The organism is Paenibacillus agaridevorans (assembly GCF_018604145.1).
Classification (GTDB): Bacteria; Bacillota; Bacilli; order Paenibacillales; family Paenibacillaceae; genus Pristimantibacillus; species Pristimantibacillus agaridevorans.
The window spans coordinates 6,762,412-6,779,412 of sequence record NZ_CP075889.1 but is presented as its reverse complement, the minus strand read 5'-3'; the positions used below and the strand labels follow the sequence as shown (position 1 = coordinate 6,779,412).

12 protein-coding genes are annotated in these 17,001 nt (G+C 46.1%); 10 read left to right on the top strand and 2 right to left on the bottom strand.

The window, feature by feature from the left end; all coding sequences use genetic code 11:
• Positions 1 to 73: 73 nt before the first annotated feature.
• Positions 74 to 739 (top strand): GntR family transcriptional regulator, encoded by a 666-nt coding sequence (locus KJW29_RS27140; RefSeq protein WP_214627012.1) that lies wholly within the window; start codon positions 74 to 76, stop codon positions 737 to 739.
• Between the two features lie 20 nt (positions 740 to 759).
• Positions 760 to 2,451 (top strand): dihydroxy-acid dehydratase, encoded by a 1,692-nt coding sequence (gene ilvD / locus KJW29_RS27135; RefSeq protein ID WP_214627011.1) that lies wholly within the window; start codon positions 760 to 762, stop codon positions 2,449 to 2,451.
• 208 nt (positions 2,452 to 2,659) lie between these two features.
• Here the strand turns inward: ilvD and KJW29_RS27130 are convergent, their stop codons facing one another.
• Positions 2,660 to 3,124 (bottom strand): DUF8821 family protein, encoded by a 465-nt coding sequence (locus tag KJW29_RS27130; RefSeq protein ID WP_214627010.1) that lies wholly within the window; start codon positions 3,122 to 3,124, stop codon positions 2,660 to 2,662.
• Between the two features lie 23 nt (positions 3,125 to 3,147).
• Positions 3,148 to 3,627: a GyrI-like domain-containing protein gene (locus KJW29_RS27125; protein ID WP_214627009.1), complete on the bottom strand. Its 480-nt coding sequence runs from the start codon at positions 3,625 to 3,627 to the stop codon at positions 3,148 to 3,150.
• A gap of 102 nt (positions 3,628 to 3,729) precedes the next feature.
• Here KJW29_RS27125 and KJW29_RS27120 point away from each other — a divergent pair, with 102 nt between their 5' ends.
• The 8 genes from KJW29_RS27120 to KJW29_RS27085 all read left to right on the top strand — a co-directional run bounded on the left by KJW29_RS27120 (position 3,730) and on the right by KJW29_RS27085 (position 16,998).
• Positions 3,730 to 4,692, top strand: coding sequence for a helix-turn-helix transcriptional regulator (locus KJW29_RS27120; protein ID WP_214627008.1), 963 nt, complete (start codon positions 3,730 to 3,732; stop codon positions 4,690 to 4,692).
• 462 nt (positions 4,693 to 5,154) lie between these two features.
• A complete protein-coding gene (locus KJW29_RS27115) occupies positions 5,155 to 5,598 on the top strand; it encodes an SMI1/KNR4 family protein (RefSeq protein ID WP_214627007.1) in 444 nt (147 codons plus the stop codon).
• The gene (locus KJW29_RS27110) at positions 5,592 to 6,089 is read left to right on the top strand and encodes a VOC family protein (RefSeq protein ID WP_214627006.1); all 498 of its coding nucleotides are present in this window, start codon (positions 5,592 to 5,594) and stop codon (positions 6,087 to 6,089) included. The genes KJW29_RS27115 and KJW29_RS27110 overlap by 7 nt, the downstream gene beginning before the upstream one ends.
• Positions 6,090 to 6,198: 109 nt before the next feature.
• Positions 6,199 to 6,888: a phosphoribosylaminoimidazolesuccinocarboxamide synthase gene (locus KJW29_RS27105; protein WP_214627005.1), complete on the top strand. Its 690-nt coding sequence runs from the start codon at positions 6,199 to 6,201 to the stop codon at positions 6,886 to 6,888.
• Positions 6,889 to 7,019: 131 nt separating this feature from the next.
• Entirely contained in the window at positions 7,020 to 7,505 is a 486-nt protein-coding gene (locus tag KJW29_RS27100; protein ID WP_214627004.1) for a nucleoside deaminase, read from the top strand.
• A gap of 324 nt (positions 7,506 to 7,829) precedes the next feature.
• A complete protein-coding gene (locus KJW29_RS27095) occupies positions 7,830 to 9,185 on the top strand; it encodes a TQXA domain-containing protein (RefSeq protein WP_214627003.1) in 1,356 nt (451 codons plus the stop codon).
• A gap of 83 nt (positions 9,186 to 9,268) precedes the next feature.
• Positions 9,269 to 10,228: a DUF1835 domain-containing protein gene (locus tag KJW29_RS27090; protein WP_214627002.1), complete on the top strand. Its 960-nt coding sequence runs from the start codon at positions 9,269 to 9,271 to the stop codon at positions 10,226 to 10,228.
• Between the two features lie 227 nt (positions 10,229 to 10,455).
• Positions 10,456 to 16,998, top strand: coding sequence for a metallophosphoesterase (locus KJW29_RS27085; protein WP_214627001.1), 6,543 nt, complete (start codon positions 10,456 to 10,458; stop codon positions 16,996 to 16,998).
• The last annotated feature ends 3 nt before the right edge of the window (positions 16,999 to 17,001 follow it).

The window sequence follows — 17,001 nt, the reverse complement described above, 5'->3', positions numbered from 1 at the left end:
CAAAATCATTGCATATAGTATATATATGCGATATATTGCATATAGGAAAATAATTAAGTAAGGATGATACCCCATGCCAATACCTAAAAATTTTGTCTCGCCTGTGCGAATGTCCGCAAAAGAAAGAGCCTTCTCCCAGATTCAACGGTGGATTATTGACGGTACCCTTCAACCAGGCGAAAAGCTTATTGACGCTGAACTGGCGGATTCGCTTGGCGTGAGCCGCACACCCATTCGAGAAGCCTTTCAACTCCTCGAAGTACAAGGTCTGGTTTCCATGCATCCTGGCAAAGAAACTAAAGTAACAGAAATTGAAAAAGACGATATTCTCAAGATGTATTCCACGATGGCCGCTCTTCAAGCCTTAGCAGCAGAAAATACCGCGAAAATTATTGTTCCAGAGCAAATTGAGCAGCTGAGATCGATTAATCTGGAATTTGAAAGTGCTATTAAGAGTGGTCAAGCTTACCAAGCAATGGAGACTGACGAACAGTTCCATAACCTTGTGGTGGAGCTTTCAGATAATCCTTATGTGGCTTCATTCAGCGCATCGCTGCAAATTCACATTCGGCGCTTTAAATACGTGTTCTTAAAGCAGTCTGTTACCGCTACGCAAGCTTCCGTTCATGAACATTCCTCGATCATTGAAGCTTTCGAGATGAATGATAGTGAACGCGCTCAGGCAATGATGAAGCAAAATTTCATCCGTCCGATGCAGGAACTGCACGAAATTCTTTAGAACGGGGAGGGCAAGGACCAATGGCAAATGGAAAGGATCTTCGTATTCGAAGCAAGGTAATAAGCGAAGGCGCAAACCGGGTGCCGAACAGGGCGATGCTTCGTGCTGTTGGTTTTACGGATGAAGATTTCAAAAAGCCGATGATTGGCATAGCTAGTACGTGGAGCGAGGTAACGCCATGCAATATGCACATTAATGAACTAGCTATTCAAGCAAAGCAAGGGGCGCGTAACCATGGCGGGGCTCCGCTAATTTTTAATACAATCACTGTCTCGGACGGCATATCTATGGGTCATGGAGGCATGCTCTTTTCGTTGCCAAGCAGGGAAGCCATTGCGGATTCTATTGAAATCGTATCTGGGGCCGAGCGCTTTGACGGTATCGTGGCGATTGGCGGATGCGACAAAAATACGCCTGCATGTTTGATGGCTATCGGAAGGATGAATATTCCGTCCGTTTACGTGTATGGAGGTACGATTCAACCAGGCAATCTCGACGGCAAAAACGTTGATATCGTTTCGGCTTTCGAAGCAGTAGGTCAATATCATGAAGGGAAAATAACAGATGAACAGCTCCATAAGGTTGAATGCAGTGTTTGCCCAGGACCAGGTTCCTGCGGGGGAATGTACACCGCCAATACAATGGCTGCCGCTGCGGAAGCCCTGGGCATGACCCTTCCCGGTTCTTCCTCTACGCCAGCCGTTTCGCCTGATAAGGCTGCTGAATGCGCAGCTGCAGGTAGACAGGTAATCTCGCTGCTGGAGCAGGAGATCTACCCGAAAGACATTATGACGAAAAAAGCGTTTGAGAATGCAATTACGGTCGTTATGGCCTTGGGAGGGTCAACAAATGCGTTCTTGCATTTGCTGGCTATTGCACATTCAGTAGGCGTCGATTTGACATTGGACGATTTTGAGCGGATCCGCCTGCGTGTTCCGCATTTGGCAGATCTTAAGCCAAGCGGCCAACACGTCATGCAGGATCTTAATGAAGTTGGCGGCATTCAGGGCGTAATGAAGTTATTACTCGCTGAGGGACTTCTTCATGGCGATTGTCTGACAGTCACGGGGGAAACCTTGGCAGAGAATCTAGCTAAAGCATCTCCGCTTCGAAAAGGCCAAGAGATTATTCGTCCATTGGACAAGCCGCTGAAGCCGAATGGACCGTTGGTAGTGCTTAGAGGCAACCTTGCTCCCGAAGGTGCCGTTGCCAAAATGTCGGGTATGAACAAGCAGCGGTTTGTCGGACCGGCAAAGGTGTATGACAGCGAGGAGGATGCAACGGAAGCTATTATGGGAAATGAAATCCATAAAGGGGACGTACTGGTCATTCGCTATTGCGGCCCGAAAGGAGGGCCCGGCATGCCGGAGATGTTATCCGTTACCGCATTGATTGTAGGTAAGGGCCTTGGCGGGGAGGTTGCCCTTGTTACGGATGGCAGGTTCTCGGGTGGCTCGCATGGATTCGTAGTCGGTCATGTATCACCGGAAGCACAGATAGGCGGACCGATCTCGCTGCTGAGAAATGGGGACATCGTTACCATTGACAGCGAATCGCAGCAGATTCAGTTTCAAGTGACAGAAGAAGAGTTGGCTGCCCGTGAGCAAGCATGGGTGCAGCCCCCGTTAAAAGTAACTAAGGGCGTGTTAGCCAAGTATGCAAGACTAGTTTCCTCAGCCTCTAAAGGTGCGGTAACTGATAGTTCAGAATAAAGTAAAATTGCCTTGTCCCGCGCAATGATATGTTAATGGATAACGGTTGCTGAATCCTTTATTATGCGACAGAGAAAAACAAAACCATCCCGGGAATCTAACATCCCGGGACGGTTTATCGGAATCCTTGGAAGACCGTCTTTCGCCGGTAGACCCTTTAGGCTGAACCGAATCTTCACAAGTGATGGACGTTTCTGTGCTCTATTCCTCAATACTCCCCTTTGATCACGAAAAACGATCCGCGAATCGTGCCGGCCAGCTTCGACTTCTGCCGGGCGAACTTAAACTTTCCTTCTAACTCTTGAGGCACGTCCATTCCCTCAGAAAGCTTGAAACCAACCGCCCGTTTCTTGGGATCATCGATCGTATACAAGACATTGACGCCCAGGCCATCTTCGTAGAAGACGAAGGACCACCGGATGTTCTCCACTTGGAAGCTCGATGTTTCTAGCGGCTTGGCCGCGAATTCGATCCCGCGTTCTTCCTTCAGGATCCGGGTTACGTATTCCAGCGTCTCCGAGCTTTCGGCAGCCGGCGTAACGGTGAATTCATGTTTGTATTTGTTCATGAAGTAGCGGGCTTCGTTCGCGCGTAGACCGGCAAGCGCTTCTTGCACGGGCGAAGATTCCAGGCCAACCGTAGACACTTCTTTGAAATCCACAACGTAGGACATGTCCATTCCTCCAGTATTCGGGTTTATTTCCTGACGACGGGAATCCACACTTCGCCGTAAACCAAGCCGTCCCGCTGTCCCATCTCCACGGTTGCGTTCGGCCCGCCCACATAGGCGAAGTCCTTGGCTTCCGGCAGTACTTGACCGAAGGCGATTCCGGTAAGCTGGTTGCTCAGTACGTCGGCCGTTTCGGCTTCTCCCTGAACAACAAGGTATTCGCCTTTAGGAAATTGAATCACCCGGGTGGCATCCGGCAATGTAGTATCCGTCATTACGCCGGCGTAATACATCATTTTTTGGTTGACGGCTTCGTTGACTGCGAAGATGTAGTCGTTGGCTGCCACTGCTTTTAGCGCGTCAAGCCGTCCGTCTTGTTTGACCGCTTGCCAGAAGTCGAGCTTCTCCTTGTTGATGCCGACATAGTCGGTATAATCGCTCTTCAGATCCGTTCCCATACCCAATACGGTAAAGCCTTCTTTTTCCTCAAGCGTGTAGTTTGCCATGTTTTCATCCATCCTTTTTTATGAAATGGTTTTGCTTTTCCCCTGCTGAGTTTATAATAACTTTTAATCATGTCAAAAAGTGACACTGTTTAGGAGGCAGCGATGAAAAAAGTGGAGCGGATCAATATCATCATGCGGTATATCAACAACCGCGCTTCTTTTACCATTTCCGAAATCATGCGGGAATTTAACATCTCGCGTTCGACGGCCATTCGGGACATCAGGGAAATCGAGGCCATGGGGATGCCGCTTGTCGCCGAAGTGGGCAGGGACGGGGGTTATTTCGTCATGAACAATTCCGTCCTGCCGACCGTTCGTTTTACCGATAACGAGATCAAAGCGCTGTTTATCGCCTTTATGGCGACAAGGAATCAGCAGCTCCCTTACCTCAAGAGCCGTCAGTCCTTAGCCGAGAAGTTATTGGGACTCATTTCGCAGAATCAGCAGGACGATCTTGTGCTGTTAAATCAGATCCTGCTGTTCGAAGGGACCAACCCGAATAATCCGGATCTGCTCGAGATGTCGGACCTGCCCCATCCCATTCTGGAGAAGCTGATCGGCATCCTTCTTGAGGACAACTACTTGTGGATCACGCTCCGGGAAGGGAACGACACGAATTCGTATCCCGTCTATCTCTTGCACTTATATCGCGAAAAAAGCCTCTGGCTGATCGAGGGCTTCGACTTGGCGGAAGAAAAGAGAGTCGTCTTTTCCGTCGATCATCTTATCGATGTAGAACCCTATCCCGTGAGTAAGCGGCTAAGCCGGAAAAAGATACGGGAGAAGCTAAGCCAGCGGGAGGAGGCCATCAACCTTGTTCTGGAGCTCGGCCCCAAGGCGATTGCCCAGTTCAAAAAATACCATCCGCTAACGGTGTCCCTGTCCTATACCGATCCCTTCCAAACGAGAGCCATGTTGAAAACTTCCGTTAACGTTAACGATTCGGAGGCGTTGGCCGACGTCGCCAACTGGCTGCTTTTCCTGGGCAAGGATATCAAGATCAGGGAGCTGCCCAAGGAAATGGCGGAAGGGCTGCGAGAGCGATTGGTTCAATACGGCTTATAAGAATGATCTCCGGTTTAAACTGGTTTTAAACTCCACCCTGTATACTGTTGGGAAACGCCTTACTGCATCGGAAGAGGAATTCGAAGAGACTTCGGTTAAGGAAATGGAAAGGAAGGGCCTAATGAATAAGGCAAACAACTTTAGAAAGCGCGCAATTATAGGCTTGTTGGCACTGATAACTTTAACCCTTCTGTTGATTAGCTCTGTGCGAATGGATGTCTCTGACTACTTTCGGTACCCTTTAGGACATTCCCCCTTGGAGGAAAACGAGGAAGGCCTCAAGCAACTTAAGCATAATTAAGATCGTATCATCTTCGCCAAACGGCAAGGTGACGCGATCTTTTTTTTGATACTTGAACTTGAGGCATTGAGCAGTCAACAATTGCTGGAGCATTTCGCCGAATTGTGGTAACAATGATTAGAGGAGCAACTAATAGTATGGGGAACGGAGGGGGCTCTCTCATGAATGATGTGTTAATGAAGAGATTAATTGCTTTTCTTCATCGGGAAGATAAGCGCACGCTAGTAGGCCTTCCGGCGAGCCAAGAGGAGATTGTTAAGGCCCAACAGCGGTTGGGAGTAAACTTTCACGAGGACTACGTACACTTTATCAAAACGTTTGGGGGAGCCTATGCAGGTCTAGCGGTACATGCCTTCTCTAATGGCTCTAGTCTCGGAAATGAAACGGTTGTCGATTTGACGCTGGAGTTCCGAGAGCAATTTAAGGAGCTTCCCATTGCAGAAGTTTTACGAACCAGTTATGTCGTTTCCATGGATGGGTCCGGCGATCCGATCATCATCGATCAGGCAGGAAAGGTTTTTATCTGTTATCACGATACCGGGGAGATCAAGTTATTAGCGGATTCATTTGAGGAGCTGATCGAGGAAAATTTTTATGAATGGTGATTAGTCTAATTTATTTAGGTGGTGTGATGGATTATGGGGACCAAGTAATCAATAAACATGAGAAGATGCTGCCAAGCGTGAAAGAAGAAGCAACAGTAAAATCAGTTGCTTGTATCGAAGTGCCAGTTACAAATATGCAACGTGCAGTCGACTTCTATGTGTTTCAATTGGGTTTCTATCTTAACACCACTAAAAACCGTCTTCCTATTGAAACAGACAACACAGAGGTATTTATCTATCCTGCATCAGGCGTTGAAATCATGCTTGTACAAACTGATGGAGAAGAACGATTAGCTTTTAAACATAAAGGAAGACCTAATCATGTTCTCCTATTGGAAATTAGCGAGGACATTGAAAAATGCCATAGCAGATTAGTTGAAGCTGGTATAAGGATGAGCCCGATTAAAGATAGCGGCGGATGCGGAAAATCCTTTGATGTTTTCGACCCGGATGGGAATTTTATCAAGTTGTGGTTTGGTTATCCGAATTAATTAGCCGAATCACAGGGTTTGGAGCCGAAATGAGCTTAACCTATCAGCGCTTATGCTATAATAAAAAATATTTGCTGGATCTAACTGTTGCAGAAGGGGGATACACATTGTGAATCGGTTGTACACAGGGAAGACAAAAGATGTATATGAGCTGGAAAACGGGGATTATCTGTTGAAGTTTAAGGATGATGTAACAGGGGAGAATGGTGTATTCGATCCTGGCGCCAATACAGTCGGATTAGTCATGGAAGGTGCCGGGCGGGCAGGACTCCGCTTGACTAAGTTCTTTTTCGAGAAATTAAATGCAGCGAACATTCCGACGCATTTCATTGATGCGGATATCGAGAGAGCAACGATGACCGTTGCTCCCGCCTCTGTGTTCGGCCAAGGGCTTGAGGTCATATGTCGCTATCGTGCGGTAGGCAGCTTTCTTCGTCGTTATGGCCTGTATGCGCAAGAAGGGCAAACACTGGATGCATTTGTGGAAGTGACATTAAAGGATGATGCTCGTCAAGATCCTCCGATCAGCAAGTCTGCTCTTGAAATGCTGCGTATTTTGTCAGCCGAAGAGTACGAGGCGCTGGAAAAACTGACGAAGCAAATCAGTCAAGTCGTAAAGGACGAGCTAAGCTTGAAGGGCATCGAGCTGTATGATATCAAGTTGGAGTTTGGCCGATTGAAAAAGGACGGGCAAGTTGTTCTTATTGATGAAATATCCGGCGGAAACATGAGAGCTTTCAAGGACGGAGTGTACGTTGAACCGCTTGAGCTGGAGAAGCTCATGCTGGCGGGCGAATAAACCGATCGCATAAAAATAATTCATCGTAAGCGACCTACTTAGAAGTCGTTCTTCTTCCAGAATGTTTCTGGAACGAACGGCTTTTTGAGTAGGAAAAATATTAATCTTCGAAAGACGAGGAGGATTCAGTTATGATAAGCGATTTGGATTTGAAGCACCTGCGACGTTCGATTGAATTGGCAACAATTTCGCTGGAGAAAGGCGATGAGCCATTTGGTTCAGTCCTTGTCTCAGCCGAGGGAGACGTGCTTGCAGAAGACCATAACCACGTAGCAGGCGGCGACCATACCCAACATCCGGAATTTGCTTTGGCCCGATGGGCAGCCGCTAACCTGACACCTGAAGAAAGAAGCAAGGCGACAGTATATACCTCTGGCGAACATTGCCCTATGTGTGCAGCGGCTCACGGTTGGGTTGGTTTAGGTCGGATCGTTTATGTATGTTCGTCCGAACAACTGGTACAATGGTTGAGTGAAATGGGGGTAGCTCCATCGCGCGTTCGAAATCTTCCCATTCAAGATGTTATTCGGGATACCCCAATAGATGGACCTGTTCCTGAATTAGCAGAGCAAGTTCGTCAACTCCATAGTCAGTTTTACGCAAGGAACCGCGGTTAAACCTATCACGAGGTCTTGCAGAAGTCATACGGCAACTAATAAAGCTTTGAAGTGGTTCATTAAGAATCGGAAGCCCGGGAATTGTAAGCCGGCAGTTGGAAGTCTTAACTAGATAATGCAAAGAAACCACTCTGTTTTCAGGAGTGGTTTCTTTGAGTTTCATTGATTGTTAATCGTATTCGATAAAAATATTCAATAAATGACAGCAAAGACCGATATCGGTAGGAAAGGAACATCTCCGAGAGGCGTTTCTAGAATAACCGCGATGATTAGGAGGATAGATGTTAGATATTAAAAGTCAAAAGTGAGAAGGGGAGATGTCAAATGAATAAGCTAAAAGTGAAACTAACCATATTTCTAATTATTCTGCTCGGTTCAACTTCATTTCAATTTATCCAAGCAGCTCCTGCAGTTGTGGAGAAGTTTGAAGTCGTAGAGCATTGGTTTCCTGATGTGCGTATGTACCCTATCATTGTTTTAGCTGAATATAATAACGGAGTTTATGAACGAAGGCCGAACGGAGCAGGTCTTCCTGATGGTATTTTAGCTTATTGCTTTGATAGGTCGAGAGATTATCCACTTACAAATGATCTTCACGGTTATCGTGCCGGTGAAGAATTTTTCTCACCGCTTAAAGATATTAACAACTACTCCATTAATGGAAGGGCGATTGATGGGGATGCGCTAAGAGCGATTCTGCTCAATGGTTTCCCGACGAAAAGCGTTGCAGACTTGCAAGCGGCCACTGGTATTACAGGTTTGGACGAAGACATGGCGCTTTGGGCTACGCAATTTGCCATTTGGCATTACACGAATGGAGCGGATTTGGATGACTGGCGCGGGCAGCATTATCCGCCAACACCAGCGGGAGAGGATTTGTTTAATTACTACATCAGCTTAGATCCTATAGGGCCAACCTATACAGAAGCGGATGTGGATGTATTTGATCGGCAATTATCTTTTGATGAAAATGATAATCTGGTTGTATCGGCATCCTATAAAGCAACGGAAACGAACGATGATGGAACGGTCATATTACCATCAGTCCAGCTTGATAGCGCTACGGAGGCTAGATATCCAAATGCGACTGTAGTTGAATCAACATACAACAATGCAAGTCTTGACAGTAGGACGATCACGATTACAATCGCTAAAGGCGATTATGATGATACGGCTTTGGATGTAGATATTGGTCTCCAATTTATGATGGGGCAATCTGTCAACGATGTGTTTATCACTTCGTCAGTGGGATATGTCGATGATATTCAAGATTTAGGCGCGGTCGCAGCCACTGTATTGGATGTGCAAAGAAATGTGCTATTGAAATTTAATATTCCCGTGCCACCAACGCCAACACCAACGCCAACACCAACGCTAACATCCACACCAACACCAACGCCAACACCAACACCAACAGAAAAACCAGAACTGGTAGAAGAGCCAACACCAACGCCAACAGAAGAACCGGAACCGGTAGAAGAGCCAACACCAACGCCAACAGAAGAACCGGAACCGGTAGAAGAGCCAACGCCATTTGAACCGACGATCGAAACTGTAGAAATAAACGTCCTACCTAAAACAGGTGAGGCAAGTAAAGTTGTATTTTATGTTGTAGGAGCGGTATTTATTGTCGTCGCTTTGTGGCTATTAAGAAGAAGAGATAGCGTGGGTAGAGGTTGAATCGATGATTCGACGGGTAGCTCCGATTTAATGTATACTATTTTCACAACGGTGTACGGAGTCTATACGAAGGAGGTTTGTCGATGCTCCATATCGTAAACGGAGATATTGTCGGCGATAAGTTAAGGGAGGGGAATATCCGCGGAGATATCCTGGTCTGGAGAGAAGTGTATCCGGTAGGCCCGGTATTTGTTGAAATGGACGAGCCCCATCAGAGGTCGCCCAGAGTGGAATATCTGGAGAGAACGTTGGGCATTTCGGCAGATGACTATGTGACCCAATATGAGTCGCAGGTACAGATTTTGAAGAACTTCCACAAATACAACGAGATCGTATTATGGTTCGAGCACGATTTGTTTGATCAGCTTATGTTAAGCTATTTGTTGCATTGGTTTTCAAAGCAGACGCTAGGTCATACAAAACTAAATTTGTTGTGTATTGGCGACTATCCGGGTATTGATTTGTTTCGAGGACTGGGCCAGCTTTCAGCAAAGCAGTTGGAAGCATTAGCAGGTACGTGGCAGAGGATCGGACAGAAGGAGCTTGATACGGGCAGCAGAATCTGGGAGGCATACGCTTCTCCGGATGTAGAAAGGCATGTTGAAATTTTGCATGAAGATACATCGGCACTGCCCTTCGCCCGCGCGGCACTTGAACTGCACGTATCCCGCCTGCCTTCCGCCAAGAATGGACTGGGAATCGTAGAGCAAACAACTTTGGAGTTGATCCGGCATGGGGTGAATACCCCTCACGAGCTATTTAAAGAAATCGGGAACCGTTTAAGCGTGCTAGGTATGGGTGATTTGGAATTTTGGTATCGACTGCGTTGTATGTCGGAACGGCCGCATGCGCTTTTGGAGATACGGGGCCCTCATGAAAACTGCGAAGTTGCATTAACCGAGGTAGGGATGGCAGCAGCCGCGGGAGTCAAGGACTGGGTAAAGCTGAAGGGTATGAATGAGTGGTATGGCGGTCTACGGCTGCATGGCGCTTTAACATGGCGCTGGGACCCTGAGAGAAAGCAGCTAGTTTATATGGAATAAGGGAATAACTTGCGATTACAGACAGTATGGTAGTCAGAATGTAACGGGATAACAAAATACAAGTTGTAAAATAGCTCTCCAGCAGCCATCGAAATGAGAAGGCAGCTAGGAGAGTTATTTTTTTTCGTATTTACTTATTATTATTATAAAAACGCATCAAAATTAACACATGACCCTAATAATTATAGAGTATTTAAAAATTATTTTGAAAAAGGAGATTATTAGGGATGAATCAAGTGAAAAAAGCAATGTCTAAAATTACTATCGTAATTTTGGCAATGCTTATAACTGTTTCGGGAATTGTCACGCCGAACACCGCATCAGCTGCTGCACCTGCAGAAGTTCCCTCGCAAATGACAATGGGACTAGCTGGGGAGGCAGAGCCAGGCAAATCCGCGATGAGTTTTAACTGGGTCACGGATCCCAAAGTAACTGATTCGGAAATTGTATATGGAACCTCGCCTACACTTACGGATGGTGTAAGTGTAAGTGCAACTATGTCTACGCCAAAAGAAGAAGATATTATTATCTCAAATACAAAAAGACCCAATGAATTTACACCCATAAATTCTTTTAACGTAGTCATTCGGGATCTTACGCCTGAACAAGAATATTACTATAAAGTGGGAAATGAGACTGATGGATATAGCGCTGTAGCGAGTTTTACAGCTGCTGCGGATCCTTCTAAAAATAAGCCGTTTTCATTTGTTGTTACTCCCGATACACAGGGATATGATGTAAAGTCGTATGAGAATACTGCAAAAATGTTCGATCATATGAAGGAAAATGAAGCAGATGCTGCGTTTCTTCTTCATATGGGCGATATAGTGGAGGACGGTAATTCATCTAATGAATGGCAATACTTTTTTGATGCGGCTCAAAATCTGCTAGATACGATGCCGATCATGGCAACTCCAGGCAATCATGACGGTTATGCCTATGATAGAGATTTTATACAGTATAAAGCAAGACTGAACTATAGCTCATTAAAGAAACCGGACGGCTTGTCCGAAGCGTCGCAAGGTACGGTATATTCTTTTGAATATGGAGATGCCCTTTTTATTTCTCTCAATTCGTATGCTGTTACATCCGAAGACAGAAAAATTCAATGGGATTTTCTGGCGGAAGAAGCTGAGAATACTTCTAAAGCGTGGAAAATCGTATACTTCCATGCTTCGCCTTACGATCCTGGTGCAAGCCACTATGCATTAGATAATGTAACAGGTAAAAAGCTTACCGATGCAGGCATTGATCTTGTATTGCATGGTCATGAGCATGCCTATGCCAGATCGACTTTAAAGACTACCTCTACAGATCCTGGTAAAGGAAGTATTGAAAATGTACCGTTTGGCGAGGCGCCTACTTATGTGATAGGCGGATCGGTGTACAATTATGCGTACAGCTTAAACGCCACTGAAGATACTTCATGGAATGATTTCTTCTATGATCTTCGCATGAACAAGTCGAGTTCAGGTGGTGGATCCATCCATTCGCCTGGTGTTTATAGCAAGGTAGAAGTTTCCAGCAATGCCATAACGTATAAAGCATACTACAAAGCATTAGGCGAGGATAAACCGTTTTACGTCATTGATGAATTCAATATTGCAAAATCGGGAGAAGAAATTACACAGCCAACAGGCGGTGGCAAAGCACCAACCTCGGTAACGTATATGTATGACAACTTTAATGAACAAACGCGCAAGTCGGAAAAAGACGAGTATATTGCACGCTTCAACTGGGTAACTCCAGTAACAACGACGTCGTCCCAGCTCTTTTATGCAAAAAAATCCGACTTCGAAAAAGACGGCAAGTTTACGGATTTGGTGTTGGGAACTAATTTTACGGTCGATTTGAGAAGCAATATTGAAAATCTAAATTATACAGGTGCCGGGGTAGAATATTCTGTTGAACCCGTCCAAAGCCATAAGGCAGAAACCGCTGTCCTTGAGCCAGACACGGAATATGTGTATAGCGTAGGCGATGGTTTCCAGAATGTGACAAGCGTCACGAATCCAGCCAGCTTCAGGACGCCAGCCAGCAATCTGGATACGTTTAATTTTAACTGGATTTCCGATGCCCAAGCAAATGATACTAGAGGCTATGAGGCAACGCTCAATAGTTATATGAACATGAGCAATAAAGCGCTGACGCAAGCCTTTACGGATTTTCCAGATGCGTCATTTGTTCTAAGCTCGGGCGATCAGGTCAACTTTGGTTTCGATACATGGGAATGGGATGCTTTTTTTGAAGCTAACCAAGAGTTGTTCTCGAAAGTACCGCTTTACATGGCAACGGGTAATCATGAGTTTGACGGGGCGGGCAACAAATGGGCCAATAACAGCTGGGCTCCTGTAGACCCTGCGCTGCAAAACTTCCTGGGTCGCCATAACCCGCCTAAAAATGGCGTATCCTTCTACGGCGGCGGCAATGGCACGGAGCGCATGGTTTCGGGTATGACGAAACTGCAGCACGAATCTAGCAACTACTATTTTGTATATGGCGACACGCTATTTTTGGTAATGGATTATCAGGATCAAAGCAGTAAAGAGCAGATCAAAGCGCAGCAAGACTGGATGAAGTCCGTCGTCAAACAAAACCCGACCAAATGGCGCGTTGGCATGTTCCACAAAACGCTGTTCGGTTATCGGATGCCTACTCCTGTAGCCTCTTGGACGGATGCTTTTGATGAAGCGGGAATTGATATCGTACTGATGGGACATGACCATATTTATGCCCGTACCAAGCTTTTTGCGAGCGGCCAAGTTGTTCTTGACTACGGGGACGGAACAACCTATCTGACGAACTACTCCGCAAATAAGGACAACCGCGGAGCGATGTACAAACAAGACCCTGGAAACCCTGCCATTGCCTACATTGATGTAAGAGAAGTCGGACGGGGATATGCCAATATTTCGATTTCACCTGACGAAATTAGAGTAACAAGCAAAGGATTTGATAAAGAGGATATCCTGCAAACCGGGGATTCCGATGTGCTGGTGACCAACAAGCCGCGCACGTATGATTTGGAAGACTGGCAGTATCCAGCGGTTCCGCAGGAAGTTAATGAGTTTACGGTTACGAATATTAGTTTGACGGGAATTGCAAAAGAAGGGCAAAATCTACACGCGTCTATTACGCCTTCAAGCGCTACTGCCTCTATTCAATGGGAACGTTCGACCAATGGTACGACCTGGACACCAATTGAAGGGGCAACATCATCACAATATAAGATTAAGGATATGGATGTCGATTCATTTTTGCGTGCCGTTGCTACGGGAACCGGATTTTATAACGGTGTTGCAGCAAGCGCCGCGACTGCGAAAGTGACAGGACTGGGAGGTAATACCGCAGAGGTTATAAAAATCGGAACAGCGGATGAATTGGTTGCTTTGTCAGAAGGATTTGGCACGTCTAATTATCCGGTAGACGGTAGATATGTGTTGTCTGCGGATATCGATATGAGCGGTGTGGAATTTTCCGCGATTGGCGGAGGTACTGCTCCGATATCATTTATAGGCACATTCGAAGGAAACGGTCACACCATCCGTAATTTAACGATAGAGAGCAGCGGCAGCCTGGTTGGTTTCTTCTCTTATATTGGTACTGGCGGTAAAGTGATCAATCTCAAATTGGACCATGTAGACATTACTGGCGGCAACAATACAGGCGCCATCGCAGGACTTTCTACGGGTACGATTGAAAACAGCACCGTATATGGCAAAGTAACGGGCAAAAGCAATACCGGCGGTATTGTAGGTGTACTTCATGGAGGCACATTGCAAAACTCAGCTGTTACGGCAACCGTTTATGGCGATCCGGCCGGGGGCTTGATCGGCGGCACAAACTACGTTTCGCCTCTTACCAAAAAAGATGAAGTGACTGGCAATATTATTTTAAATAACTACGTTGCAGGAACTGTTTCGGGGCCTGCCGGCGGCGGATATATTGGCGCCATCGTTGGCGATATGGGCGGTTCTTCGGGCAGTCTGCTTCAAACTTTCCATGGCAATGCAGTGACTAATGAAGTAATTGGCGCTAATCCTGGCAAATTTGCCGGCTATTGGTCTAGCGGCAGGCCCATTATTGATAAGGACCAAGTCAATTATTATGACAGCGGCAAGTTAAGTACAAGCGGTATTCCTGCAGCTGCTACAATCGGAAAGTCAGCATCTGATTTTGTGCTGCAAGCTACTTATGAAGCTTTGGGCTGGGATTTTGAAATCATCTGGGAGTGGGATGAAACGAATCATGTCCCTCTGCTTAGAGCTATTCCTGCCGAAGTCGAAGTTGGCATTGTACAAATCGGAACGGCAAGCGAATTAGCCGCATTATCAGCGGGCTTTGGCACAACCGCCTATCCGATTGATGGAAAGTATGAGCTTACCGCACATATTGATATGAGCGGCGTGGACTTTTCCGCGATTGGCGGCGGCGATCATCCAACATCGTTTATTGGAACCTTCGATGGAAAAGGCTACACAATCAGTCATTTGACGATCGAAGGGGATGAAAACAATACCGGTTTCTTCTCTTATATTGGCACTGGCGGCAAGGTAACCAATCTTAAATTAGATCATGTAAATATTAAGGGTAATAACAACACTGGAGCCATTGCCGGAACGTCTATGGGTATGATTGAAAACAGCTCCGTAGATGGAGAAGTAAGAGGGGGCAGCTATACAGGCGGCGTAGTCGGATTGCTCCATGCAGGTACTTTGCAAAACTCCGCTGTTACTGCAGCCGTTTATGGAAAAACAGTCGGCGGCTTAATTGGCGGAAGCAATTGGAACAGTTCGGATTCACCAATTGTTGTTAAAGATTCGACGACAGGCAAAGTGATTGTTAATAACTATGTAGCGGGTTCCGTTTATGGACTTGGTTCGTATAAAGCTGCTTTAATCGGTGATATGGGCGGTTCCTCGGGCAGTCTGCTGCAAACGTTGCATGGCAATGTATTGCGAAACGATGTTTATGATGCAACCGGTGCAGAGAATGTTAAATCGGAAAATATCGGAGCGTATTGGTCGGGCAGCAGACCCATTATTGATAGTAATCCCATCAACTATTTTGACAGTGAGAAGTTAAGTACGACCGGATTGCCTTCGGGGATTGTTCCTGCTTTCGTAGGCAAGTCAGCATCTGATTTGACGCAACAAGCTGCTTATGAAGGCTTGGGCTGGAACTTCACGAACATCTGGGAGTGGGATGCGGTTAATAACATCCCTGTACTAAGAGGCATGCCAATCGAAGAAGAAGTGGTTGTCTCTACGCTTACTGTAACTGGAGCTACGATTTTAATCGACGGAAATGCGATTGACAATCGCTCACAAGTCGAGGAAAACAAGCAAGTAACGGTGACAGCCGTAGTTCCGAGCGGAAAACGTTTTGTAAAATGGACGGCAGAAGGTCTTGAAAATGAAAGCTATACTGCAAATCCATTGCTATTTACAATGCCGGCAAACGAAGTAACATTGACTGCCATATATGAAGATATTCCTGGCAGCGGCGGTAATGGCGGAGATGGCAGCGGCAATGGCAACCCTGGGACAGTAACTCCAACTCCAACTCCAGAAGCGCCGAACACGCAAGAGAACATCATCACGGTTACAGCTGAGTTCGTACAAACTTCTGCAGGCAGAACCGCTGTTGCAGCATTAACGGAGCAAGCAGTAGAAGATGCCGTAGCTTTTGCAAAAACTGCAAATGGCGCAAAAAATACGGTAGAAATCAAGGTTGAAGCGCCAGCAGGCGCCAAGGCAGTTGAAGTGGCTATTCCGCAAAAATCGATGACAGCAGTAGCCGATGCTCAGTTGGCAGGATTAACGATTGCAACAGCAGTAGCATCCATTACGTTTGACGATACAGCTGTAAAGGCAATTGCGGAAGCGGCTAAAGCGGATATCAAAGTTTCTGTAAGTGCTGTGGATCCAAGTACACTATCTGTATCAGCGACAACTAAAGCGCAAATGATGGGCAGACCGGTATTTGATTTTACAGTTATGAGCGGTGATGAAAAAATATCAAGCTTTAATGGCGGAAATGCCTCAATCGTTGTGCCCTACACTTTGAAATCAGGCGAAAATGCGGATGCAATTGTCGTATACTACCTGGACGAGAGCGGAAATCTGGAACATGTACTAGGTAGATATGATGCTGCGACGGGCACGGTCAAGATGACACTTCGTCATTTCTCAAACTATGTTATTGCCTATAACAATAAACAGTTTGCAGATGTACTGAGCACAAGCTGGTATGCAAGTGCGGTACAATTTGTAGCGGCGCGTCAGCTTTTCAATGGGGTTGCAGAAGGTGAGTTTGCTCCAAATAAAACAATGACAAGAGCAATGTTTGCTACGGTCCTTGCCAATATGGAGAATGCCGACCTAACAAGCTACAAAACATCGGAATTTACGGATGTCGATATCAACGCTTGGTATGGCAACGTTATTGCTTGGGCGGCAGATAAAAACATTATTTCCGGTGTAGGAAATAGCAAGTTTGATCCAAATGCATCCATTACTCGCGAGCAAATGGCAGTGATGCTTCATAACTACATCGAATATAAAGGTATTACATTAGAAAGCACTAGCCAGCCAGCCTTTGCTGATGCAAGCAAAGTTAGTGTTTGGGCTAAGGATGCAGTGGCTAGGATTCAAAGCTATGGCTTAATAAGCGGCGTTGGCAACAATACTTTTGCACCATCTGCAAATGCCAATAGAGCAAGCGTGGCGACTATATTTACAAATCTTATTAAAGCTTTAATTAAGTAAATG

Coding starts and splice junctions, on each gene's coding strand:
- KJW29_RS27140 (WP_214627012.1), top strand. CDS start 74: ATGCCAATACCTAAAAATTTTGTCTCGCCTGTGCGAATGTCCGCAAAA.
- ilvD (WP_214627011.1), top strand. CDS start 760: ATGGCAAATGGAAAGGATCTTCGTATTCGAAGCAAGGTAATAAGCGAA.
- KJW29_RS27130 (WP_214627010.1), bottom strand. CDS start 3,124: ATGTCCTACGTTGTGGATTTCAAAGAAGTGTCTACGGTTGGCCTGGAA.
- KJW29_RS27125 (WP_214627009.1), bottom strand. CDS start 3,627: ATGGCAAACTACACGCTTGAGGAAAAAGAAGGCTTTACCGTATTGGGT.
- KJW29_RS27120 (WP_214627008.1), top strand. CDS start 3,730: ATGAAAAAAGTGGAGCGGATCAATATCATCATGCGGTATATCAACAAC.
- KJW29_RS27115 (WP_214627007.1), top strand. CDS start 5,155: ATGAATGATGTGTTAATGAAGAGATTAATTGCTTTTCTTCATCGGGAA.
- KJW29_RS27110 (WP_214627006.1), top strand. CDS start 5,592: ATGGTGATTAGTCTAATTTATTTAGGTGGTGTGATGGATTATGGGGAC.
- KJW29_RS27100 (WP_214627004.1), top strand. CDS start 7,020: ATGATAAGCGATTTGGATTTGAAGCACCTGCGACGTTCGATTGAATTG.
- KJW29_RS27095 (WP_214627003.1), top strand. CDS start 7,830: ATGAATAAGCTAAAAGTGAAACTAACCATATTTCTAATTATTCTGCTC.
- KJW29_RS27090 (WP_214627002.1), top strand. CDS start 9,269: ATGCTCCATATCGTAAACGGAGATATTGTCGGCGATAAGTTAAGGGAG.
- KJW29_RS27085 (WP_214627001.1), top strand. CDS start 10,456: ATGAATCAAGTGAAAAAAGCAATGTCTAAAATTACTATCGTAATTTTG.